Annotated in this window: 26 protein-coding genes; 10 read left to right on the top strand and 16 right to left on the bottom strand. The window is 68.0% G+C overall.

Features of this window, described 5'->3' with window-relative positions; translation table 11 throughout:
- Nucleotides 1-31 precede the first annotated feature (31 nt).
- The 3 genes from ON39_RS27610 to ON39_RS27600 all read right to left on the bottom strand — a co-directional run bounded on the left by ON39_RS27610 (nt 32) and on the right by ON39_RS27600 (nt 2,055).
- Nucleotides 32-865, bottom strand: coding sequence for a dienelactone hydrolase family protein (locus ON39_RS27610; protein WP_040738783.1), 834 nt, complete (start codon nt 863-865; stop codon nt 32-34).
- A 151-nt stretch (nt 866-1,016) separates the two neighbouring features.
- Nucleotides 1,017-1,463, bottom strand: coding sequence for a YybH family protein (locus ON39_RS27605; protein ID WP_040738782.1), 447 nt, complete (start codon nt 1,461-1,463; stop codon nt 1,017-1,019).
- Nucleotides 1,432-2,055: an NADPH-dependent FMN reductase gene (locus tag ON39_RS27600; protein WP_051187193.1), complete on the bottom strand. Its 624-nt coding sequence runs from the start codon at nt 2,053-2,055 to the stop codon at nt 1,432-1,434. The genes ON39_RS27605 and ON39_RS27600 overlap by 32 nt, the downstream gene beginning before the upstream one ends.
- A 133-nt stretch (nt 2,056-2,188) precedes the next feature.
- Here ON39_RS27600 and sigJ point away from each other — a divergent pair, with 133 nt between their 5' ends.
- Both sigJ and ON39_RS27590 read left to right on the top strand, forming a co-directional pair.
- Nucleotides 2,189-3,079, top strand: coding sequence for an RNA polymerase sigma factor SigJ (gene sigJ / locus ON39_RS27595; RefSeq protein ID WP_040738781.1), 891 nt, complete (start codon nt 2,189-2,191; stop codon nt 3,077-3,079).
- Between the two features lie 208 nt (nt 3,080-3,287).
- Nucleotides 3,288-3,707 carry a helix-turn-helix domain-containing protein gene (locus tag ON39_RS27590; protein ID WP_051187191.1) on the top strand — a complete coding sequence of 140 codons (420 nt, stop codon included), beginning with the start codon at nt 3,288-3,290 and terminating at the stop codon, nt 3,705-3,707.
- 8 nt (nt 3,708-3,715) lie between these two features.
- On the opposite strand, the gene ON39_RS27585 is transcribed toward ON39_RS27590, so the two are convergent.
- The 3 genes from ON39_RS27585 to ON39_RS27575 form a co-directional block, all read right to left on the bottom strand.
- Nucleotides 3,716-4,300: a CAP family protein gene (locus ON39_RS27585; protein WP_083894720.1), complete on the bottom strand. Its 585-nt coding sequence runs from the start codon at nt 4,298-4,300 to the stop codon at nt 3,716-3,718.
- 11 nt (nt 4,301-4,311) lie between these two features.
- Nucleotides 4,312-4,698 carry a hypothetical protein gene (locus ON39_RS27580; protein WP_040738779.1) on the bottom strand — a complete coding sequence of 129 codons (387 nt, stop codon included), beginning with the start codon at nt 4,696-4,698 and terminating at the stop codon, nt 4,312-4,314.
- Between the two features lie 206 nt (nt 4,699-4,904).
- Nucleotides 4,905-5,390, bottom strand: a complete 486-nt coding sequence (locus ON39_RS27575; RefSeq protein WP_040738854.1) for a tellurite resistance TerB family protein — start codon at nt 5,388-5,390, stop codon at nt 4,905-4,907.
- Nucleotides 5,391-5,572: 182 nt separating this feature from the next.
- Between ON39_RS27575 and ON39_RS27570 the strand changes: the two genes are divergently transcribed.
- Nucleotides 5,573-6,463, top strand: coding sequence for a LysR family transcriptional regulator (locus ON39_RS27570; RefSeq protein WP_040738852.1), 891 nt, complete (start codon nt 5,573-5,575; stop codon nt 6,461-6,463).
- Between the two features lies 1 nt (nt 6,464).
- Here the strand turns inward: ON39_RS27570 and ON39_RS27565 are convergent, their stop codons facing one another.
- From ON39_RS27565 to ON39_RS27550, 4 genes are all read right to left on the bottom strand, one after another.
- Nucleotides 6,465-7,208, bottom strand: coding sequence for an SDR family oxidoreductase (locus ON39_RS27565; RefSeq protein ID WP_040738778.1), 744 nt, complete (start codon nt 7,206-7,208; stop codon nt 6,465-6,467).
- A 32-nt stretch (nt 7,209-7,240) separates the two neighbouring features.
- Nucleotides 7,241-7,999 carry an oxidoreductase gene (locus tag ON39_RS27560; protein ID WP_040738777.1) on the bottom strand — a complete coding sequence of 253 codons (759 nt, stop codon included), beginning with the start codon at nt 7,997-7,999 and terminating at the stop codon, nt 7,241-7,243.
- Between the two features lie 159 nt (nt 8,000-8,158).
- The gene (locus tag ON39_RS27555; protein ID WP_040738851.1) at nt 8,159-8,971 is read right to left on the bottom strand and encodes an MBL fold metallo-hydrolase; all 813 of its coding nucleotides are present in this window, start codon (nt 8,969-8,971) and stop codon (nt 8,159-8,161) included.
- 5 nt (nt 8,972-8,976) lie between these two features.
- A complete protein-coding gene (locus tag ON39_RS27550; protein WP_040738776.1) occupies nt 8,977-9,540 on the bottom strand; it encodes an ester cyclase in 564 nt (187 codons plus the stop codon).
- Nucleotides 9,541-9,662: 122 nt separating this feature from the next.
- On the opposite strand from ON39_RS27550, the gene ON39_RS27545 reads away from it, so the two are divergent.
- Nucleotides 9,663-10,355, top strand: coding sequence for a TetR/AcrR family transcriptional regulator (locus ON39_RS27545; RefSeq protein WP_040738848.1), 693 nt, complete (start codon nt 9,663-9,665; stop codon nt 10,353-10,355).
- A gap of 28 nt (nt 10,356-10,383) precedes the next feature.
- On the opposite strand, the gene ON39_RS27540 is transcribed toward ON39_RS27545, so the two are convergent.
- Together ON39_RS27540 and ON39_RS27535 are read right to left on the bottom strand one after the other, a co-directional pair.
- The gene (locus ON39_RS27540; RefSeq protein ID WP_040738775.1) at nt 10,384-10,872 is read right to left on the bottom strand and encodes a hypothetical protein; all 489 of its coding nucleotides are present in this window, start codon (nt 10,870-10,872) and stop codon (nt 10,384-10,386) included.
- A gap of 387 nt (nt 10,873-11,259) precedes the next feature.
- Nucleotides 11,260-11,463, bottom strand: coding sequence for a hypothetical protein (locus ON39_RS27535; protein ID WP_040738774.1), 204 nt, complete (start codon nt 11,461-11,463; stop codon nt 11,260-11,262).
- A 225-nt stretch (nt 11,464-11,688) separates the two neighbouring features.
- Between ON39_RS27535 and ON39_RS27530 the strand changes: the two genes are divergently transcribed.
- The 4 genes from ON39_RS27530 (at nt 11,689) to ON39_RS49050 (ending at nt 13,731) form a co-directional block, all read left to right on the top strand.
- Nucleotides 11,689-12,426, top strand: coding sequence for a glutamine amidotransferase (locus tag ON39_RS27530; RefSeq protein ID WP_040738773.1), 738 nt, complete (start codon nt 11,689-11,691; stop codon nt 12,424-12,426).
- 169 nt (nt 12,427-12,595) lie between these two features.
- Nucleotides 12,596-13,015 (top strand): Hsp20/alpha crystallin family protein, encoded by a 420-nt coding sequence (locus ON39_RS27525; protein WP_040738846.1) that lies wholly within the window; start codon nt 12,596-12,598, stop codon nt 13,013-13,015.
- Nucleotides 13,016-13,366: 351 nt separating this feature from the next.
- Nucleotides 13,367-13,522 carry a hypothetical protein gene (locus ON39_RS49055; RefSeq protein WP_157195521.1) on the top strand — a complete coding sequence of 52 codons (156 nt, stop codon included), beginning with the start codon at nt 13,367-13,369 and terminating at the stop codon, nt 13,520-13,522.
- 41 nt (nt 13,523-13,563) lie between these two features.
- Nucleotides 13,564-13,731 (top strand): hypothetical protein, encoded by a 168-nt coding sequence (locus ON39_RS49050; RefSeq protein WP_157195520.1) that lies wholly within the window; start codon nt 13,564-13,566, stop codon nt 13,729-13,731.
- A 41-nt stretch (nt 13,732-13,772) separates the two neighbouring features.
- Here the strand turns inward: ON39_RS49050 and ON39_RS27520 are convergent, their stop codons facing one another.
- Together ON39_RS27520 and ON39_RS27515 are read right to left on the bottom strand one after the other, a co-directional pair.
- Nucleotides 13,773-14,387, bottom strand: a complete 615-nt coding sequence (locus ON39_RS27520) for a C40 family peptidase (protein WP_083894726.1) — start codon at nt 14,385-14,387, stop codon at nt 13,773-13,775.
- A 344-nt stretch (nt 14,388-14,731) separates the two neighbouring features.
- Nucleotides 14,732-15,643, bottom strand: coding sequence for a LysR family transcriptional regulator (locus ON39_RS27515; protein ID WP_040738772.1), 912 nt, complete (start codon nt 15,641-15,643; stop codon nt 14,732-14,734).
- 86 nt (nt 15,644-15,729) lie between these two features.
- Between ON39_RS27515 and ON39_RS27510 the strand changes: the two genes are divergently transcribed.
- Nucleotides 15,730-17,067, top strand: coding sequence for an aspartate aminotransferase family protein (locus ON39_RS27510; protein WP_040738771.1), 1,338 nt, complete (start codon nt 15,730-15,732; stop codon nt 17,065-17,067).
- A 202-nt stretch (nt 17,068-17,269) separates the two neighbouring features.
- Here ON39_RS27510 and ON39_RS27505 read toward each other — a convergent pair whose 3' ends face one another.
- Both ON39_RS27505 and ON39_RS27500 read right to left on the bottom strand, forming a co-directional pair.
- Nucleotides 17,270-17,815, bottom strand: coding sequence for a hypothetical protein (locus ON39_RS27505; protein ID WP_146251034.1), 546 nt, complete (start codon nt 17,813-17,815; stop codon nt 17,270-17,272).
- 89 nt (nt 17,816-17,904) lie between these two features.
- Nucleotides 17,905-18,318 carry a hypothetical protein gene (locus ON39_RS27500; protein ID WP_040738769.1) on the bottom strand — a complete coding sequence of 138 codons (414 nt, stop codon included), beginning with the start codon at nt 18,316-18,318 and terminating at the stop codon, nt 17,905-17,907.
- 326 nt (nt 18,319-18,644) lie between these two features.
- On the opposite strand from ON39_RS27500, the gene ON39_RS27495 reads away from it, so the two are divergent.
- Nucleotides 18,645-19,343, top strand: a 699-nt coding sequence (locus tag ON39_RS27495) for a serine hydrolase domain-containing protein (RefSeq protein ID WP_040738843.1), incomplete at its 3' end; no start/stop codon positions are given.

Genomic DNA, 19,343 nt, shown 5'->3' with positions numbered 1-19,343 from the left:
TCCTTTCGATTCGCTTGCGGCACTGCGAAGTTCACCGAGTGGTCGGTGACGTCACTTCGAGCCGCTCGCCGAGGAAGTTCAGCACCCGATGCAGTGCGGCCTGGGTCGGCTGGCCCGGCTCGTCGATGAGGTGCTCGGTCAGCACCGAGTGCGCGCTCAGCACGCCCTCGGGGTTCGCGTCCTCGTCGTTGAGCTCGATCGCGAGGAACGCGTCCCCGAGCTGCTCACGCAGAAAGGTGAATCGCTCGGCGGGAGACCGCTTGTCGCCGCGGAAGCGCAGCCCCATCACCGAAAGCCCTTCGGCGCAGCGCTGTTTGACGCGGTTCAGGTCGTCGGGTGAGAGGTCGATGGTGCACCGCTGCTTGGCCGTGAGCCCGAGCGGCAGACCCGGCTGCGACAGCACCGGCGCGACCAACCGGTCGTCGACCGCCATCGCCAAGGCGAACCCGCCGGTGAAGCACATGCCCACCGCGCCGACACCCGGTCCGCCGCAACGGTTGTGCTCGTGCTCGGCCAGCGCGCGCAGCCACTGCACGACCGGCGAGGTCCGGCCGGTCGCGAACACCACGAATTCCCGGCTGATGCAGATCGGCCCGGCCTGACTGAGGATGTTCGTAGCGGCGGCGAGAGCGCCGTGCGCGGCCGGGTCCGGGTCGCGGCCGGGGTTCCCGTAGAGGTGCGGAACCACCGCCGTGCACCCGATATTCGCGACGCGGCGCGCGAAGTCGAAGACCTCCGGCGAGATGCCCGGGAACTCCGCCATGACGATCACGGCGGGTCCGGAGCCTTTCCGGAAGATCTTGCGGGTCTTGCCTTCATGGGTGAAGACGTCGTGCTGGAAGTCGAGTAGATCGTCGTCGGACATGTGCGGCCCTCCTGAAGAATGGGCCCTCACTATCGGCCGGTCGCCCTCGCCCGGTCTTGTAAAAATTTCCCTGCGCCGCTGGTTTCCGACTGGCCCAGGGGCGCGGATCGGCGGGCTCGCGCCGATCGAGCGAGGGCTCTTCGGTGGCCCGTCAGGGCTCGAGATCGACCGCGCTCGTGCCGCTCTGGACGTCGAACGGCACCGAGACCTGGTCGTGTGAGATCAGCCACGCGCCGTCGATCTTCCGCAGGCCGAAGGTCGCCCGGACCCACATACCGTTCGTCGCCGCGCCGTTTCGCAGCGTGCCGCTGAGCCGAGCGAAGGCGTGACCGAACGCCACGTCCTCGCCCACGGTGAACGTCAGGTCGCGCAGCTCATAGCGCACGGTCTCGAAGAACTGGAACACCTTCGCCCAGTTCTCGAGTTTCGCCGCGATCCCGACGTGTTGCAGCGGCGGCTCGACATCGAAGGACACGACGTCCGCGGTGTAGAGGCGCCGCACGGCCTCGAGGTCCTTGGCGCGCAGGCCGTCGATCAGCTGGCCGATGTGCTGGCGCAGCTCGGCCTCAGTGGGTGACCGAAAGTCGTTCGTCGACATGATGGGTTCCTTCCTCATCGATCTGCGGGGTGACGGGCCGGCGCAGCGGCTCGAGGGCGGTGCTCCACGCGAGGAGCTGATCCAGCGTCTTGTGCAGGGCGGTCTCGTGATGCTCGCGCGGGGTGAAGGTGGTGTGATTCTCGAAATCGGTGAGCAGCGAGATCGAGACCTGGTAGCCCACGTCGGCCATGCCCAACGTGCCGCAGACCGTTCGCAGCTGTACTACCGCGCGGGCGCCGCCGTTCACGCCGTAGGAGACGAAGCCGACCGCCTTGTCGGTCCACTCGCCGCACAGGTGGTCGATGGCGTTCTTCAACACGCCGGGGACGCCGCCGTTGTACTCGGGGGTCACCATCACGAAGCCGTCGAACGGGGCGATTCGCTCGGCCCAGGCGCGGGTGTGGGCGTGGACCGAAGGGCCGAACATCGGCGGCGCGGGCTCGTCCAGATGGGGGAGCGGATGGTCGCGCAGGTCGATCAGTTCGAACTCGGCGTCGCCGCGTTTCGCCGCCGTGTCCAGCACCCACTGGCCGATCTGGGGTCCGTTGCGGTTGGGCCGGGTGCTGCCGAGGATGATGCCGATTCTGGTCATTGTTCGAGCTCCTGGTTTGCTGAAAGTGTCACGACCTTTCCGACGGAGCAGCCGCCGGGAATGTCAGGCCGCCTCACAAATCCGGTCGCTGATCCGTCGATTCGGTGAGAGACACAGACCGAAGGAGCCGATCATGAACGACCCGCGACAGCCCGCCGTGCTCGGCGAACGCCGGCAGCTGCTCAACCTCGCCTACCGGCTGCTCGGCTCCCTGGCCGAGGCCGAGGACGTGGTGCAGGAGGCCTACGCGCGCTGGTACGCGATGTCCGAGCGGCAGCGGCAGGAGGTCGCCGCGCCCGGCGCGTGGTTGACGACGGTCGCCAGCCGGATCTGCCTCGATCTGCTCGGCTCCGCGCGGGCCAGGCGGGAACAGTATGTGGGCGAATGGATTCCGGAGCCCGTGCCCGGCCACTCCGAATCCCTCGGCGGCCCCGCCCCGGCCGACCCCGCCGACCGGGTCACCCTCGACGAGTCGATCAGCATGGCCTTTCTCGTCGTGCTGGACTCCATGACACCCGCCGAGCGGGTGGCCTTCGTCCTGCACGACGTGTTCCGCTACTCCTTCGCCGAGGTCGCCGAGGTCCTCGGTCGTTCCCCCGCGGCCTGCCGCCAGCTCGCCTCCAGCGCCCGCCGCCGTATCGACACCTCCCCGCGCCCGTCGAGCACCGAACGCGCCGAGGTCGTCCGCGGCTTCAAGAAGGCTTGGGAGGCAGGCGATCTCGAGGCGCTGGTCGGCCTGCTGGATCCGCAGGCGACCGCGACCGCCGACGGCGGCGGACAGGTATTGGCCTTCCTCGAGCCGATCACCGGCGGCGAGCAGATCGCCCGCGCCTGGATGGAGATCGCCGCCCGCACCGCTCCGATAGATCTGGAGGAGCGCGTGGTCAACGGCCAGCCCGGGCTGGTGGCGCGGCTCGACGGCGAAATCATCTCGGTCTACGCCTTCGACATCGAGGACGGCCGGATCACCCGCATCTGGGTGATCCGGAATCCTTCGAAACTGCGGCCCTGGACGGTCGGCTGAACTGGGGTCACCCGTGTGCCGGGCATCCGACCCCCTAACGAGACTCTCCCGCGCCGAAATCCCCGTAAAATGAGGTCGATTGGTGACCGGGTCCGCCGGTTCCGTGACGAGCGTGGGGAGCGCTCATCACCTGCGAGGAGGCGGCGGTATCGGACACCAGACCGGGGAGTGCGGCTGTCGGCTCCCCGCACAGGGAGGGAAATCATCGATGAATCACGACCGCGAACCCGACCGCCCAGCGGGACGGGGCGTACTCGAAGGCGCATTCCTGCTGCTGGACGTGCTGGCCCGGGTGGACGAATCCGGACCGAGCCGACTGGCCGCCGCCAGCGGCCTACCCAAGCCGACAGTGCACCGACTGCTCCAGCAACTGGTCGCCGTCGGCGCCGTCCAGCGCCGAGCCGGCCGCTACCGAATCGGCCCGCGCCTGTTCAGCCTCGGCCAGGCCTGGAACCCCGCGCCGACTGCGGCCCAGCGTCCGGTGCGAGCACTAGCCTTCGCCCCCTTCGCCTCCCGATTTCCGCAGTCCCCCAACGCGCAGCCACCATGGCCGGCGCGAAACTTGCCCGCGACCCCGGGCACTGTTCCCGCCGGCCGACGCTCGAACGCGGAGGTGATGTCGCGATAGTCAACCGGTCAATTGGGTGGCCGTACGTTATCGCGGTACTGCCCTAGAATGTTGCCGGCGGGATCGTAGTCGGCGACGGTATACATTGTGGGGAAGCCATTTTCGGGGTTGATGCCGCAGGCGACTCCGACGCCCAGTCTCTTGGTGGAGGCCCAGACCAGCTGAGTGAAATTCGGTGCGTCGGATCCGAGGCCGTCATAATTGTATCGGGCTTCCTCCGCGTACCACTGTACGGTGATGTCCTCTGCGGTCGGAAAACTCCTTCTTGCGGTGTCCTGTGAGATGTTCTCGCCGTAGCCGGATGCTCCTGAGTGCTTGAATTCGCCGGTCTCGGCCAGATGGTCGGCCCACTCTTGTGCGTCGGCGCTTATCTCTTCGTCGAGCTTCAATGGCGGCGAACCGTGCAGTGCGCGGAACCGGTTGTGGGCGCGCAGCATCGAAGCGGCGAAGTCTTCGGGGTCTGGGCAGTCGTCTATCGACGCCGTGGCGCGGTCAGGTTTCTGCGCATGGGCGATGGCGAGGGTGACCGATCCCGTGCACAGCAATGCGACAGCGGCGGCGACTGAACAGACGCGTCTCGAGTGATGTCCCATATGGCGTACCTCTACCTGCGGCGGGTGGGTGGATGGACGGTTACCCCGGTCGCCGCTCGTTCGGTGACGACCTTGCACTTCTTGCCTGTGATCCGCTCTACTTCACCCGATTCCTTATTGGCTGAAATCTGCTCTTCGGCACATACCCAAACCTTTTCTCGCGACTTGCTCGCCGCCGGCACGATAACGCTGACGCCGCCGATAGTTCCCTCGGATTGCAGCCGACACGTCTCGAACTCGACTTTCTTCGTGACTTTGTCGGTCCGCCCTTCCTTGTCGGCCTCCTGGCATCGATACTGAGTCACCTCGTCTTCCTGAGGTGCCGCAGTGGCAGCGGACGCGAAAAATACGCCGGCGAAAAGGCCGACGGCGCAGAGCGGCAGAACCGGGTATCTCATGTAAACCTAGCTCCTCGACAGCGATTGGGATGATCATCGGTTGCCACGATCCGGCGGTGCGCTTCGGCGCTCGACAGCCGGCGCTGGATAGTACTACGGCGATGATGCCCTGCGAGGTGCCTGCCCGATTCGAGTACCGCGCATGCCGAAATTCGGGCGCGGCAGGGCAGCCCGACGAATTGCCGGGCTGCCTACGGCCCCCGAACTCAGTCGAGGGTGTGGATGTGGAAGATGGCGGCGCGCATGTTGTAGACGGCCTTTTCCATCGCGATGAGCGCCTCCAAGGTCAATACGACATCGGAGGGCACGGCCAGGTCTTTGGCGGCCTGTGCGACCTTGGCTCGTTCGGCGTCGGCGTACACTCCGTCGGCGCCGCACATCTGGATGGCGTGATAAATCAAATGCGGTCCGGACGACCAGGTCTCGACATCGACCTTGATCTCGGCGAGCAACTCGCCCAGGTCGGCCGAGCGGTAGTCGAAGTCCTCGTATTCGGCGAGGATGTCCTCGGTCGCGCCGAATTTCCGCTGGTGGGCGACGAGCCAGTCGTACTCCGGCTTGCTGACCTCGCCGTCGGCCCCGGCGATGGCCATCAGCACCCGGCCGTAGTTGATCATCGCTTGTCGCGGCGCGCCGGAGATCCCGTACGCCTCTCGCCCGAAATCGCTCACCGGCAACATCTGTTCGCTCATGGTTTCGCTCCAGAGATTCACCTGCACGGATCGATCACGACACTGAACAGTGTTGCACCGGAACAAGATTGATAGCGCCGAACGCGGAGAACCGCCGATCCGCGGGCACCGATCGAGATCGAGGAGCAAATCCGCAGGCTACCGCGTTGTAGTTGTCGATGCCGGTCCGGAAAGAGGAGTCGATGAGCCTTCGTCAGTACGAGTACGCCCTGGCCGTCGCGGAGGAGGGCTCGGTGACGGCGGCCGCGGAATTGCTGCGGGTCGCTCAACCCTCGGTGTCCCAGCAGATTCGCGGGCTGGAGCGGGAACTGGGCGTCAGCCTGTTCACCCGGACGCCGACCGGATTGGTGCCGACCGCGGTAGGCCGCGCGTTCCTGCGGGAGGCCGAGGTGGCGGTGAACGCGGCACGGCGGGCGCGCGCGACCGCGCGGGCCGGCGCGGACGAGCTGGTCGGTGAGTTGGTCGTCGCGGTGCAGCTGGGATTCGGCGCGCGACAGCTGCCGCGCGCCCTCGGCGAGCTGCGCAGGCGCTTTGCCCGACTCGAGGTCACCATCCTCGAGGAGCCGAGCGCCGCCGAGCTGGAACGGCTGTGCCGCCGCGGCGTGCTGGACCTGGCCTTCATGGCCGAGTGCACCCGAACTCCCGCGAGCGCGCACAGGCTCGGCGACGAGGAGTTCGTCGTCGTGCTCGGTGCGGAACACCGACTGCTCGCCGCGGACCGAATCGACCTGCGCGACCTGGCGGGGGAGCCGTGGGTGCGGTTCGACGCCGACAGCGCCCTCGACGGCGTGCTGCGAACCGCGCTGCGCGACAACGATCTCACCCCGACCACCGCCGCCCGCGTGTCCCAGACCGCGACGGCCGCGCGCTGGGCCGCCGGCGGCCTGGGGGTGACGCTCGTCCCGTCCGCCGCGGTGCCCCAGGACTACGAGCACCTCGCGCGTCCGCTGTCCCCGGTCGTGACCCAGCCCGTCGTCGCCGTGCTCCGCCCGGCGCCGGGCCCGGTGGAGACGGCCCTGCTCGACCTCCTGCGTCAGGAAACCTGGCACGGCCGACGGCTCGAGCACAGCTGACTCACAGCTGCGTGGCCCCTCCGTCCACCACGAACTCCGCACCGGCGGAGTAGGTGGCCTCGAAGGCGAGAAACACGGCGGCCCTGGCGATCTCGTCGGGCGTGCCGAACCGCCGCATCGGATTGTCCGCCACTCGCTGCGCCTTGAACTCCGCCGCGGCCGCCTCGGTCATCGTGAGCTCCAGGATTCCCGTGTCGATGGGCCCGGGACTCACCGCGTTGACCCGGATTCCGCGCGGCAGCAGCTCGCCGGAGAGACTGCGCGCCATCGAGCGCAGCGCCGCCTTGCTCGCCGCGTAGACGCTGGTCTCCGGCAGCCCGGTCACGTTCGCGTTCGAGGTGGTGAGGACGATGCCCGCACCCTCGCGCAACAGCGGCGCCAGCTTCTGCACGGTGAAGAACGCGCCCTTGACGTTGGTCGCGAAAAGCTCGTCGTAGAGCTCCTCAGTCGTCGTGGCCAGGGGAGTGAGCGCGGCGAGTCCGGCGTTGACGAACAGCGCATCGATCGTGCCCAGTTCACTGCGCACCCGCTCCGCCAACGCGGCCACATCGGACAGCGCGCTCACATCGCCGCGCACGGCGATCACGTTCGCTCCGAGCCGTTCTCGCGCACCGTCGAGCGTGGCCTGTGAACGACCGGTGATCACCACCCGGGCTCCCTCGTCCACGAGCAGCTTCGCCGTCGCGAATCCCATTCCGCTGCCGCCGCCCGTGATCACCGCATTTTTACCGCTGTATTTACCCATGCCAATTCTCTCTCGAATGTCGGTGAACGGATTCAGCCCCGGGGGAATTCGCCGCCGTCGACGAACAGATTGCTTCCGGTCAGCCAACTGGCCCGCTCGGACACGAAGAACATCACCGCGTCGGCGATGTCGTCGGGCCGGCCGTCGCGCCCGAGAGGCGGACGCGAATTGTCTTGTCCCGGACCCTCACTCAGGCGCGCCCACTGTTCCCGCGTCGCCTCGCCACCGGGAGTGGCGGTCCGGCCGGGCGACACCGTGTTGACGCGCACTCCGAACGGCGCCAGTTCCGCGGCCAGCCCTCGGCTGTAGTTCTCCAACGCCGCCTTCGCCGCCGTGTAGTGCAGAAACGGCGGCGCCACGGCGGGGACCGCGGCCGAGGACACGTGCACGATCGCCCCCGAGCGGCGTTCCCGCATGCCCGGCGCCAGCAGTGCGTCCAACCGCACGGCCGCAAGGTAATTCAGGTCCAGCGCGTCTTGCCACACGTCGCCGGGGATGGCCAGCGCACCCTGGTACGGCTCCGCCCCGCCCGCATTGTGGACCAGGACATCCACCCCGCCGAGCACGTCCCGCACGGCCGCGGCGAGCGTCTCCGCGCCGGCCGCCGTCCGTACGTCTGCCGCTACGAAAGTCGCCCCCGCCGGGACCGTGCTCGTCTCCGCTCTGGCGGTCGTGATGACCTCGGCGCCCGCGTCCAAGAATTGGCGCACGATAGCCGCGCCGATTCCGCGCGTGCCGCCCGTGACAAGGGCGCGCTTGCCCGCGAGTGTTCCCGTCTCGATTGTGGTCATGCCACCCGTCCTTCGATTCCGTGGATTGCGCGACGAAATGAGAGGTGCGCACGGGGAATTCGAATAACTTCGGTGCGCACCTCGTCGAACTGTTTCACGGTATGTCCGGAAAAGGACGAGAGGCAAAGACGAATAATCAGTAGCCCCTATAGGGCATTCCTATAGCGCCCGCTTCGCGGTGTCGAGCTCTCGGGCGCGGCGCAGCAGCACGGGATCGTGCGCGTTCACGAGGACCAGATCGGGCGCGGGCTGGGCCCAGAGCTCGCTCAGGCGTTCGTGATTCGCCCGGACCGCGGCGGTGTCGTGGGCGACGAGACGCTCCATGGCGGTCAGCGCCCGAGGCGCCCGGCCGGAGCCGTCGATCTGGCCGCGGTGATAGAACGCGTCGCCGGCGTGCAGGATCCACCGTTCGCCCGTGTCGACGGCGACGGCGACGTGGCCGCGGGTGTGTCCGGGGAGCCCGATCATGACGAGGCCCGGCGCGATCTCGGTGAGTTCTTCGGTGGCGGCGAAGCCACGCCACGGCTCGCCGGAACCGGGTGTGTGCAGCACGAATGTCGGGTCGTGCGCGCGTTGCGACGCCAGGTACCGGCCTTTCTCGACGAAACTCCGCGGCTGCAGCGCTATCTCCGCCTCGCTCGCGCAGAGATGCACTCTGGCCCACGGGAAGTCGGCGAGCCCGCCGCTGTGGTCGGCGTCGAGATGAGTGAGGACGATATCGCGCACCTCGCGCGGGTCGAACCCGAGGCGCTCGATCTGCCGGATGGCGGACTCGTGCTCGTCGAACCGGGGACGGACGAAGAACCGGCTCGGCCCGAACCGGCCCGCCGGATCGGCGGCGTCGCGCAGACCGAGCCCGCTGTCCACCAGCGCGAGTCCGGTGTCGGTCTCCACGAGCAGGACGTGGCACACCAGTCCCTCGGGGACGGTCAGCGGCCGCATCGTGCCGCAGTTGAGGTGATGAACGCGCATGGCCGTCACTCGCCGAGGCTCGGGGGCGTGGTGGTGAGCAGGCGCGGATCCGGCGGCGCGCCCGCGGTGGCGACGGCGCCGGCGACCGCTCGCGCGAGCGTGACCAAGTCGCGCGGGTCGCGTTTGTCCAGCCCGCCCAGCAGTTGCTTCAGAATGGTGAGCTGGTCGAAGTAGATCCGCTCGACCGTCAGGTTCTCGTGCTCGTCGAACACGAAGTACGCCGTCATCCTGGTCCGATGGGCCGAGCCCGTCGGCGGGATCTTGCCCAGCGGGCCCAAATGCGTTCCCAGCAGCCAGAACTCCACGATCACCGCGTCGTGGCTGTGGCGCAGCGCGATGATCTCGTGGTCCTGGTCGGGAAAGGCCCGGCGGGTGTCGCGGTAGTAGTCGCGCACCTCGTCGTCGCCGTCGTGCACGATCATCGGCGCGATCAGCTCGTAATGCGGGTGCGGGAAGGTCGACAGCGTGGCGTCCCAGTCCTGGCGCACCTCGTCGTGGAAGTGGTCGAGGACCAACTTCTCCCGTGCGCGCAGGACGTCCTCGGGTGGCATCGTGAATCGACTCGGCATCAGGCTGGCTCCCGCCGCGAAAACGCATGGTGGACGGCAATATCCACAGCGTGGGTTTAAAGTGCCCGCCAGCATATACCCACGATGTGGATTAAAACAATGGAGTGCGGCAGGATGGCCGCATGACCGACCGCACCCCCGCGGCCCGCCGCGGACGACCGCCCAAGGGCGCCGGCCAGCTCACCCGCGCCGGAATCATCGAAGCGACCCTGAAGGTCATCGGCAGCGACTGTGTCGGCGCGGTGGGCGTGCGAGCGGTCGCGCGGCAACTCGGCGTCGATCCGAAAAGCCTGTACAACCACGTCGACGGCAAGGACGGCCTGCTCGACGCGGTGGCCGAGCATCTCCTCGGCTCCCTCGAATTGCCTTCGCGCACCGGCGATCTACGCGTAGACCTGCGCGCCATCGCGGACGCGTTCCGTCGGCGCGCCCTTCGGCATCCCGCGGCCGCGGCCCTGGTGCTCACGCGGCAACTGGGATCGGCGGAGGGTTTGGCCCCGGTTCAGGCGGTGCTCGAGGTGCTGCGAAGCGCGGGGTGCTCGCCGGAGGAGGCGGTCCATCTCTTGCGCACGGTGCTGGCGACCCTCGTCGGCACGCTGCTGCGGGAGGTGAACGCCGGGCCCACCTACGGAACCGGCGACCTGCCCGGCATCGCCGCCCGCCGAGCGACCCTGGAGCGGTCAGGACTGCCCGCCGTCGTCGAGGCGGCGCCGTACCTGGCGCGATTCGACAGCGAGGCCGAGTTCGATTACGCCATGGAGCTGGCGCTCGACGCGGTCGTCGCCCGCATCGAGGCGGTCACGCGGGACGGCTGAAATCGTTGTGCCACCCGGTGACTCGGTATCAGCAGGCCAGCTCGGCGAGGAGGCGGTGGCGGCTCGGGTTGGTGGCGTGGACCGCGGCGGCCAGGGCCACCAGCGGCGGTATCCAGCGGGCCTCGGTGGGGGAGACGGCCCACTCGGGGGAGCCGGCGGACAGGCGGGTCGGCGGCAGCGGGATGCTCGCGCCGTCGGAGTGCACGGTCACGCCCGCGCCGCGCAGCGCCTCGATCGCTCTGGCCGCCTTGGCGATACCGACCACCAGGTGGATCTCGCGACGCTCGGCGCCGGGGAACTCGAGGATCGGGCCGGAGAGGTTGTTCGCGCGCAGATAGCGGCGCACGTCGGCGGCCATGGCGCCGGTGAGCTCGACGGCGGCGACGCGCTCGTCGGTGATCAGGCACGCGCCGTTGGCGGTTTCGGCGACGGTCCACTCGCGGTCGCGGTAGTCCCCCGCTTCGGGGGTCACCACGGTGCGAGAGGGGGGAAACGTCGCGGGCACAGTCTTCTCCATTCACGGGTCGAGATCTCACGTCGGTCTGCGCGGGAACCCCGCTACCCGCGCCTGTGCATCACACCGCTCGCGGCTAGGAATTTCCCAACGGAATGCTTGTGATCGCCAACCGCCCCAGCGATTCTGCGCGGCCCGCCCGCCGACGGCATCGGCCCGCGGTCGCGTCCCGTGTCATCCTTTGGGCGGACCTATCCCGGTATCCGTCGCGTCTTGACCCTGAGATCATGCCCTACAACGGCTTCGGACGCGTACCCGAGCCGGTGACTGTGACGCGAAGAACGGCAGCCGCGGTCCGATGTCCGCGGCTGCCGTTGCTGAAAGCCGATCCAACCCCTCGGTGCTCGGCCTCGTTCGTCTCGAAGAGCTGTGCTCAGCTCGAAAATTGTGTCAGCCCAGGAAGATCATCCACCCGGTCGTCCAATAGAGGATCGCGAGCCCGACGGCGACGGCGATCACCACGAACCCGATCCCGGACGGCGCGAGGAACACGCCCACGGCGCCGATGCCGAATAGGAACACGTGGTAGACGATGACGACGAATGCGTCGATCACGAAGCCGAGCGCCTTGCCGATGCCCTTGAGTATGTCCACTGTCGACTCCCGAAAGTATCCGTCGTACGCCGACGAGCTTGGCAGCCGCGCGAGGCGAGGGGTATCGGCTGTCCGACCGTCATTCGAACAGATGACATCTCGATGTCCGTCGATCGATGGACTGCCGTCACGAATTACCGACGGCGAGAGTGGGTACGGACTATCGAACACGCCATTTATCACGCAACGCCCTGCCGATCGGAGCCCATCTTGCACAATCGGTGCATGCCGAAGCCCTGCCTTCTGCTCCAGTTACGGCCCGAGCATCCCGCCGCGGACGACGAATACCGCGCCGTGCTGCGCGCGGGCGAGCTCGCGCCCGCCGACATGGTGCGGGTGCAGATGGACCAGCAGGGACTGCCCGACGTGGTGCTGGACGATTACTGCGCGGTGATCGTCGGCGGCGGGCCGAGCAATGTCGGCAACGCGGAGTCCGAGAAGTACGACTACCAGCAGCGGTTCGAGCCGGCGTTGAAGAAGCTGCTCGCCGAGATCGTCAGCCGCGACTTCCCGTACCTGGGCGCCTGTTACGGGCTGAGCATCCTCGCGGACGTGCTCGGCGGGACGGTGAGCGACAAGCGATACAGCGAGCCGCCGGGCGCGCAGACCATCGAATTGACCGACCGCGCAGGCGAAGACCCGCTGTTCGACGGGATCCCGCGTGCCTTCAGGGCGTTCGGCGGGCACAAGGAGGCGTGCCAGGAGGTACCACCGAACGCCGTGCTGCTGGGTACCTCGGCCACCTGCCCGGTGCAGATGATCCGCGTCGGTCAGAACGTGTACGCCACCCAGTTCCACCCCGAACTCGACGGCGACGGGCTCGCGCTGCGCATCGAGATCTACCGCCACGCAGGCTATTTCGACCCCGAAGAGGCGGACAGTCTCACCGCGCTCGGTCACCGGGAGTCCATCATCGCGCCCAAGGAGATCCTGCGGCGCTTCCTCGCCAAGTACCGCGGCTGACTCTGGCGCGAGAAGCGCTCTGCCCACGGCCCACCGCCGCGACTCGCGGAGATTTTCTGGCTCGGGTACTTGCACTCGCCTGCGTCAAGTGCTAAAACAAATCTATGCCAGATGGCATAGGTTATCTGGGACCTACGATAGAGAATGGAGTGAGTTGGAGGTGGCGACCATGCTGATGCGTACCGATCCGTTCCGCGATCTGGACCGTTTCACGCACCAGGTGTTCGGCACGGCGGCCCGCCCTGCGGTGATGCCGATGGACGCCTGGCGCGAGGGTGACGAGTTCCGGGTGGAGCTCGACCTGCCGGGCATCGACCCCAAATCGCTGGATCTCGATATCGAACGCAATGTGCTGACCATCCGGGCTACCCGCCCCGAGCTGGACGCCAACCGGTCGATGCTCGCCGCGGAACGCTCGCGCGGCGTGTTCAGCCGTCAGCTGTTCCTGGGCGAGAGCCTGGACACCGACCACATTCGAGCCGATTACACCGACGGCGTGCTCCGGCTGAGCATTCCGGTCGCGGAGAAGGCCAAGCCCCGCAAGATCGAGATCGAGCGCGGCGAGCAGCGGCAGGCGATCAACGCCTGACGGCCGTGCTCGCGCGATCGATCGGCGGGACCGGTCGAGCCACCCGGCGAGGGCCGCCGCACTGCGGGCGGCCCCGCCGGTGCGGCCGAATATCAAGTGCGACAGGAGAAAGCGAGGTGATGCCCGTATCGCGACAATGAGCAGGAACTCCGCGGTGGTGCCGCCGTCACTACCGAGTATCCCGCGCGTTCGAGAGCACAGTGCGACCAGTTGAGCAAGCACCCTCAGCGCGCACCGGGGTGGTGCGGTACCGCCGCCGCGGATGAATGAATGTCACGTATCTCTTCCTTCGGGCGGGCCCGGGTCGGTAACCGGGCCCGCCCCTTCTACGCAGGCGCGGAAAGGAGTCAGATGGCAATTCAGCACGCCCACGGCCTGGTCCTCACCGTCCTCACCGCCGTCGCCGCGCTGGCGGTGCTCGGCGCCCCGCCGATCCTGCTGCTCCTGCTTCCGCCGATGGCGGCCTGCGTGATGCTCGCGGCGGTCTTGCGCGACTCCGCCACCTGACCAGCCGTCCTCGCGTGGGCTCCGGGTCTATCGTGGAGTTCATGGCCGTCATGGGCGAACTGTTTCCGGGCAAGAAGCTGGTCGACGAGGGCAGCGAGGACAGCGCCGGTCAGGCGCACAGCCCCCGCCTCGCCCTCGATCTGGATGCCGGAGTGATCCGGATCGCCAATCCCGCTGCGACGGCGGACGAAACGGCCGAACGCGACTGATTCGCGGCTGCCTGCCTGGGCGGGACGGCGAAACTCCGGCGCTAGTCCTGGAATCGGCGGGCGCCGGCGAACGGCATGGACGACATCGGCGACGTGGTCACGCCTTCGCCGTAGGTCGACGCGTGGATCACGTTGCCGTCACCGGCGTAGAGCCCGGAGTGTCCTCCACCGTAGAACGACACCAGGTCGCCTGGGCGCAGTTCCCCCTGCGATACCGGAGTTCCGGTGCCGAGCTGTTCGTAGCTGGTACGCGGCAGAGACACGCCCGCCTGCTCGTAGGACCACTGGACGAGGCCCGAGCAATCGAAGGCGTCTGGGCCCGCCGAGTTGGCGCGGTAGTCGGCGCCGAGTTTGCTGCGGGCCGCCTCGATGGCCACCTCGCCGGTGGTCGTCATCGGTGCGACCTGAGGGCGCACCGGGTGCGGCAGCTTGATGCCGGGAATACCGGTCAGGCCGGAATAGTCGACTCCCGGAATGTCGGGGAGGGTGAATTCCATTCCGGCGGAAGTCAAATCGGTGGAGGTGGGAGCGGGGCTCTGGCGCGGTGCGGACAATACCAGCGCGCCGGAGAAGGCCGTGCCTACGGCGAGGGTCCAGCAGAACGCTCGACGCAGGGAGCGCGTAGTTCGGACGTCGTCGTCGGTCTTCGATGCCATGATCAAGTCCTCCGATCGTCATGTCGAAGGCCTCGGCTCGGCCATGCAACGCCGTACCTGCCGGCGCACCGGACTTCACCAAAGTCTTCGAATAGATTCGAGAACATCACGGTGATGTGTCAGTCCAACGATTTGTCATCCTTCGGCACATCGCGGCCGGACGAAATTCCGACACACGCGTAAGCAATAACGAAACGATAACTATATATTCGATGCTTATATAAAAGGCGCTTTGACCTGCGTGAAAGTGCCTCAGGCGCGAGTGAATTCACCTATCGAATCGATCGCATGTCGGGCATGTTTAATGTTCGTAGATGAGGGTACGAGGATTTCTTCGAGCATTTTCAGCGGCCGACGGGGGCGGTCGCTCCCGGTAGATCACCGTGCCTGCGCAGGGCGTCCAGCACCACGCTGACGGCGGCGCGCGGCGGGCCGCCGCGCCGGATGACAGCGGTGATCGTCCTGGTCACCGGGCTCGCCAGCTCCCTGGTCGCGACGCGGTAGCGCGGATCGATGGCGAGACCGGGCAGCAGCGCGATCGACAACCCGGCCTCCACGTGCTGCAGCGCCATCATGTAGTTGCTGAAGCGGCAGACTATGCGCGGCTCGAACCCCGATTCGCGGCAGAGTCGCGTCGCCAGATTCGCCATATAGGACCCCGGCGTATCGAAGGCCCACGGCTCGTCGGCGTAGGCGGACAGGTCGGCGGGCCCGCGGGCGGCGCGGTCGGGCGGCAGCACGAGCACGATCGGGTCGGTGGCCAAGGGCACGATGTCGATGTCCGGACCGAGCGGCTGCTCGACGAAATCGGTTGTGCTGATGATGATGTCGGCGTCGCCCGCGCGTAGCGCGCGCATGCTCTCGTGCGGTTCCAGCTCGTGCAGCGTGACGTCGAGGTGCGGGTGACTGTGCGCGAGCCGCGTCACCGCGGGCACGCACAGCGAGTGGATCGCGCTCTGAAAAGCGCCGAGCCGCACCAGCCCCGACGGTTCGTCCCCGAGACCGCGCAGCTCGGCCTCGATGTCGGCCATGTGGTCCAGGACGGCCCTGGCCCGGCGGGCGAGGATCAACCCGGCCGGGGTGAGCCTGACCCGGCGACCGGTGCGTTCCAGCAGCTGCGTGCGGGTCTCCGCCTCCAGCACCGCGAGCTGCTGGGACACGCTGGACGTGCTCAGTTGGGCCGCCTGCGCGACCGCCCGCACGGTGCCGAGGGAGTCGAGTTGGCTGAGCAGACGCAGCCGCCAAGGATTCAGCATCCCTCGATTCTTGTTCGGGCGAGCCGAACAGCACAGCCGGAATTGTGAGATAGACGCGTCGCTCGTCTCGGTCTTACCGTCGAACCATGGCTTCTCCCACTGTCACGCCGCGGTCCACCGACGACTTCTGGGCCGACACCGACCGTCACCTCGTGCGTTACGCGGGCGCGGGCGCCTTCACCCCCGAGATCATCGCGCGCGCCGCAGGCAGCTTCCTGTACACCGAAAGCGGCCGGGAGATACTGGATTTCACCTCCGGCCAGATGAGCGCGATCCTCGGGCACTCGCACCCCGACATCGTCGCCACCGTCCGCCGCCAGGTCGGCGAGCTCGACCACCTCTTCAGTGGCATGCTCAGCCGCCCCGTCGTCGACCTCGCCCGCAGGCTGGCGGGCACGCTGCCCGACCCGCTGGACAAGGCGCTGCTGCTGACCACCGGCGCCGAGTCGAACGAGGCGGCGATCCGGATGGCCAAGCTGGTCACCGGCAAACACGAGATCGTCTCGTTCGCCAAGTCGTGGCACGGCATGACCCAGGCCGCGGCGAGCGCGACCTACAGCGCGGGCCGCAAGGGGTACGGTCCGGCCGCGCCCGGCAACTTCGCCCTGCCCGCACCGCACACCTATCGCCCCGACTTCACCACGGCCACCGGCGAACTCGACTGGCGCAGGCAGCTGGAGTTCGGCTTCGACCTGATCGACGCCCAGTCGGTCGGCAGCCTGGCCGCATGCATTGTCGAGCCGATCCTCAGCTCGGGCGGGGTGCTGGAACCGCCGCCCGGCTACTTCGCCGCGCTGTGCGAGAAGTGCCGCGAACGGGGCATGCTGCTCATCCTCGACGAGGCGCAGACCGGCCTGTGCCGCACCGGGAACTGGTACGCCTTCGAGCGCGACGGCGTCGTGCCCGACATCCTCACGCTGTCCAAGACGCTCGGCGCCGGGCTGCCGCTCGCCGCCGTGCTGACCAGCGCCGAGATCGAGCAGGAGGCGCACGATCGCGGGTTCCTGTTCTTCACCACCCACGTCGCCGACCCGCTGGTGGCCGCGGTCGGCAACACCGTGCTCGACGTGCTCGTCCGCGACCGCCTGGACGTGCGGGCGGCGGACCTCGGCGGGTTCCTGCGGCGCGGGTTGGAGCGAATCGCTCAGCGGCACAGCGTCGTCGGGGACATTCGTGGTCGCGGCCTGCTCGCCGGGCTCGAGCTCGTCGTCGACCGGGAGACCAAGCGGGGCTCGGACGAACTCGGCGCGCTCGTCACCCGTCGCTGCCTGGAGCTGGGCTTGCACATGAACATCGTGCAGCTGCCCGGCATGGGCGGCGTCTTCCGGATCGCCCCGCCGCTGACCGCCACCGAGGACGAACTGACCCTCGGCCTGGACATTCTCGACGAGGCGATCGGTGATGCCGTCGCGCGGATGCGCTGAGCAGCGGTTCGCCTCAAGCGGTTTCGCCGAGCGCGGTCACGCGATTCCGCGGGGAAGTGGCCTGCCTCGGGCGGTTTTGCCGAGCGCGGTCATTGGATTCGGCTGAGAAGTGGCCTGTGTCGGGTGGTTTCGCTGAGTGCGGTCAGGTGGTTCCTCTGAGAAGCAGGTTGCGTCAGGCAGTTCCGCTGACGAGCGACGGAGGTCAGGTCAGATTGCCGTCGATGCAGAGGCTCGGCGAGCGCCACGACGGACCGGGGCGGGCGGCGTCGGAGTCGAACTGCCACTGGGAGATCGGCGCGGCGGCCTGCCAGCGCAGCGTGCCGTCGCGATGCGCGACCACCTGGTAGACGTCGTCATTGCCCTCGACGAGCTGGCTGCCGACGCAGTAGTCGTTGTAGTCGGTTCCCGGTTGCCGCGCGCCGGGGCTGAACAGGCCTGCGGGATTGGTATATGCCCCCGGATTGGGGACGGTGCTCTTCCCACCCGCGGCGGCCCCGCGCGACCAGGCCGCCATGCCGCGCTCGGTGCCGCAGCGAAAACTCTGCCCGCCCGCTACGACGGTCGCGCCCTGCGGATGGCTCGTGCCCGCCCACAGACAGCGGGCCCCGACGCCCGCTCCACTGGTGCGCGCATCGGCGGTGGCGGGCGCGGCACCGAACGCGAGGCCGGCGGCCAGTGCGGCCACCGCGAGGAGGGCGAGCGGCGCGCGGCGGACAGGGGCGGGTTTCGGCAGCGTTGCCGTGTTCATCGTCTTCTCTCTTTCGTCATCGATCAGCCACCGCTGGATGGTGCTGACCGGTAAAGCCAATGGCCGCAAGTTCTTTCGAAACGGGCCGATCAGCAATAGCTGGCGTTGGGACGGCAGACGACCCAGCCGTCGCCGTCGGTGCGCGGCACCGCGGCCCACGTCGCCGCGCCGTCGCCGCGGGTGTCCGTGTCGTCGGCCGGTTTCGGCCCATTCAGATACTCGCGCAAGGCGTTTCGATGCTCGTTCTGCCGCAGCGGGTTGGGGTCGGTGTGGTTGTAGCCGAACGGATCGATGTGATGCGCGCCGGTCGAGTCGCCGGAGATCGTCGATGCGGTGCGTCCGGATGCTTGGCTCGAGTGTGGTCCTGGGTCGGCGAGGGCGACGGCGGCGGTGAGCATCGTCGCCGCGGTGCAGGCGCCGACTATCAGTGCCAGCGCCGCGATGGAACGGCGGTGGCCGCTCGCGCTGCCGATCGATCGCAGGGGGAGAACGCGTCGCGTCATGGCTTCGTTGCCTCTCTGGTCTGATGCGCTCCGGTGATCCGGGCCAGCTCATCTACTGAGTCGAATAGTAGATATCGAAGCTGAGAGGCTGCTTATTGTTTGCGGACGAGCGGGCTGACTCGAACGATGAAAGCTGTAGCTCACCCGCTATAGAGGCTGTAAGCAGCTCCTCGGCAACGTATGAAGTGAGGTCACTCACGTAGGTGAGCAGTAGATGAGGCTTGTGGTGGGGTCGGCCCCGACAAGTGGGGGCGCGGGAAACGGTAACCGGCCCCTCGTCCTCCTCGATGTCCCCGGCAGAACCCGTTGGGGATTGGGGAAGTCGAATGCCTCGTTGGTCGAGAAGTGCCGCGCTGTCCGCGATCATGGCGATGGCCGTGTTGCTCGGCATCGAAATGTCTTGTGGCACAGCGAACGCCGCTCCTGCCGAGCTGACCAGATGCGCGGTCACCGACGGCCGCAAGCCGCAGACGGCGACGCCCGAGGAGGTCGGGATCGACTCGGCCGCGCTGCGCGACGCGGTGCGGTTCGCCGCCGATCCCACCCGCCGCAACGTCCAGGTGTTCCGCAACAACTGCCTGATCGCCACCGGACCGAGAAACGACCAGACCGGCGGCCTGCCGTGGAACCTGTGGAGCAGCACGAAGAGCGTGGTCTCGCTGGTCGCGGGCATCGCCATCGATGAGGGGCGCCTGCGGCTCGACGACCCCATCGACGCCTACCTCCCCGCCGGCCTCGGCGACGCGGCGCATCGCGCGATCACCGTCCGCAGCCTGCTCACCGAGACCTCGGGCGTGCAGGTGGCGGTCGCCTCGGAGGGCGTCACCGGCTTGGCGCAGCTCGACCCCAACGTGGTGGCGCAGGCCTTGGCGATGCCCATCGAGAAGCCGCAGGGCGTGGAGTGGAAATACAGTCAGCGGGCGGTGGATCTGCTCGTCTACGTCGTGCAGCGGTCGGTCGGCGCCGACTTCCAGGCCTACGCCCAGCGAAAGCTGTTCGACCCATTGGGCATTCGGCGCACCGAC

Origin of the sequence: Nocardia tenerifensis NBRC 101015 (assembly GCF_000308715.1) — a bacterium.
Lineage (GTDB): Bacteria > Actinomycetota > Actinomycetes > Mycobacteriales > Mycobacteriaceae > Nocardia > Nocardia tenerifensis.
Note: the sequence above shows the minus strand (reverse complement) of the source record. Positions and strands in the feature narration are given on the sequence as shown.

What these genes read in the sequence shown, in the direction of transcription:
- ON39_RS27610 (WP_040738783.1), bottom strand. Translation starts at nt 865, where the DNA reads ATGTCCGACGACGATCTACTCGACTTCCAGCACGACGTCTTCACCCAT.
- ON39_RS27605 (WP_040738782.1), bottom strand. Translation starts at nt 1,463, where the DNA reads ATGTCGACGAACGACTTTCGGTCACCCACTGAGGCCGAGCTGCGCCAG.
- ON39_RS27600 (WP_051187193.1), bottom strand. Translation starts at nt 2,055, where the DNA reads ATGACCAGAATCGGCATCATCCTCGGCAGCACCCGGCCCAACCGCAAC.
- sigJ (WP_040738781.1), top strand. Translation starts at nt 2,189, where the DNA reads ATGAACGACCCGCGACAGCCCGCCGTGCTCGGCGAACGCCGGCAGCTG.
- ON39_RS27590 (WP_051187191.1), top strand. Translation starts at nt 3,288, where the DNA reads ATGAATCACGACCGCGAACCCGACCGCCCAGCGGGACGGGGCGTACTC.
- ON39_RS27585 (WP_083894720.1), bottom strand. Translation starts at nt 4,300, where the DNA reads ATGGGACATCACTCGAGACGCGTCTGTTCAGTCGCCGCCGCTGTCGCA.
- ON39_RS27580 (WP_040738779.1), bottom strand. Translation starts at nt 4,698, where the DNA reads ATGAGATACCCGGTTCTGCCGCTCTGCGCCGTCGGCCTTTTCGCCGGC.
- ON39_RS27575 (WP_040738854.1), bottom strand. Translation starts at nt 5,390, where the DNA reads ATGAGCGAACAGATGTTGCCGGTGAGCGATTTCGGGCGAGAGGCGTAC.
- ON39_RS27570 (WP_040738852.1), top strand. Translation starts at nt 5,573, where the DNA reads ATGAGCCTTCGTCAGTACGAGTACGCCCTGGCCGTCGCGGAGGAGGGC.
- ON39_RS27565 (WP_040738778.1), bottom strand. Translation starts at nt 7,208, where the DNA reads ATGGGTAAATACAGCGGTAAAAATGCGGTGATCACGGGCGGCGGCAGC.
- ON39_RS27560 (WP_040738777.1), bottom strand. Translation starts at nt 7,999, where the DNA reads ATGACCACAATCGAGACGGGAACACTCGCGGGCAAGCGCGCCCTTGTC.
- ON39_RS27555 (WP_040738851.1), bottom strand. Translation starts at nt 8,971, where the DNA reads ATGCGCGTTCATCACCTCAACTGCGGCACGATGCGGCCGCTGACCGTC.
- ON39_RS27550 (WP_040738776.1), bottom strand. Translation starts at nt 9,540, where the DNA reads ATGCCGAGTCGATTCACGATGCCACCCGAGGACGTCCTGCGCGCACGG.
- ON39_RS27545 (WP_040738848.1), top strand. Translation starts at nt 9,663, where the DNA reads ATGACCGACCGCACCCCCGCGGCCCGCCGCGGACGACCGCCCAAGGGC.
- ON39_RS27540 (WP_040738775.1), bottom strand. Translation starts at nt 10,872, where the DNA reads ATGGAGAAGACTGTGCCCGCGACGTTTCCCCCCTCTCGCACCGTGGTG.
- ON39_RS27530 (WP_040738773.1), top strand. Translation starts at nt 11,689, where the DNA reads ATGCCGAAGCCCTGCCTTCTGCTCCAGTTACGGCCCGAGCATCCCGCC.
- ON39_RS27525 (WP_040738846.1), top strand. Translation starts at nt 12,596, where the DNA reads ATGCTGATGCGTACCGATCCGTTCCGCGATCTGGACCGTTTCACGCAC.
- ON39_RS49055 (WP_157195521.1), top strand. Translation starts at nt 13,367, where the DNA reads ATGGCAATTCAGCACGCCCACGGCCTGGTCCTCACCGTCCTCACCGCC.
- ON39_RS49050 (WP_157195520.1), top strand. Translation starts at nt 13,564, where the DNA reads ATGGCCGTCATGGGCGAACTGTTTCCGGGCAAGAAGCTGGTCGACGAG.
- ON39_RS27520 (WP_083894726.1), bottom strand. Translation starts at nt 14,387, where the DNA reads ATGGCATCGAAGACCGACGACGACGTCCGAACTACGCGCTCCCTGCGT.
- ON39_RS27515 (WP_040738772.1), bottom strand. Translation starts at nt 15,643, where the DNA reads ATGCTGAATCCTTGGCGGCTGCGTCTGCTCAGCCAACTCGACTCCCTC.
- ON39_RS27510 (WP_040738771.1), top strand. Translation starts at nt 15,730, where the DNA reads ATGGCTTCTCCCACTGTCACGCCGCGGTCCACCGACGACTTCTGGGCC.
- ON39_RS27505 (WP_146251034.1), bottom strand. Translation starts at nt 17,815, where the DNA reads ATGAACACGGCAACGCTGCCGAAACCCGCCCCTGTCCGCCGCGCGCCG.
- ON39_RS27500 (WP_040738769.1), bottom strand. Translation starts at nt 18,318, where the DNA reads ATGACGCGACGCGTTCTCCCCCTGCGATCGATCGGCAGCGCGAGCGGC.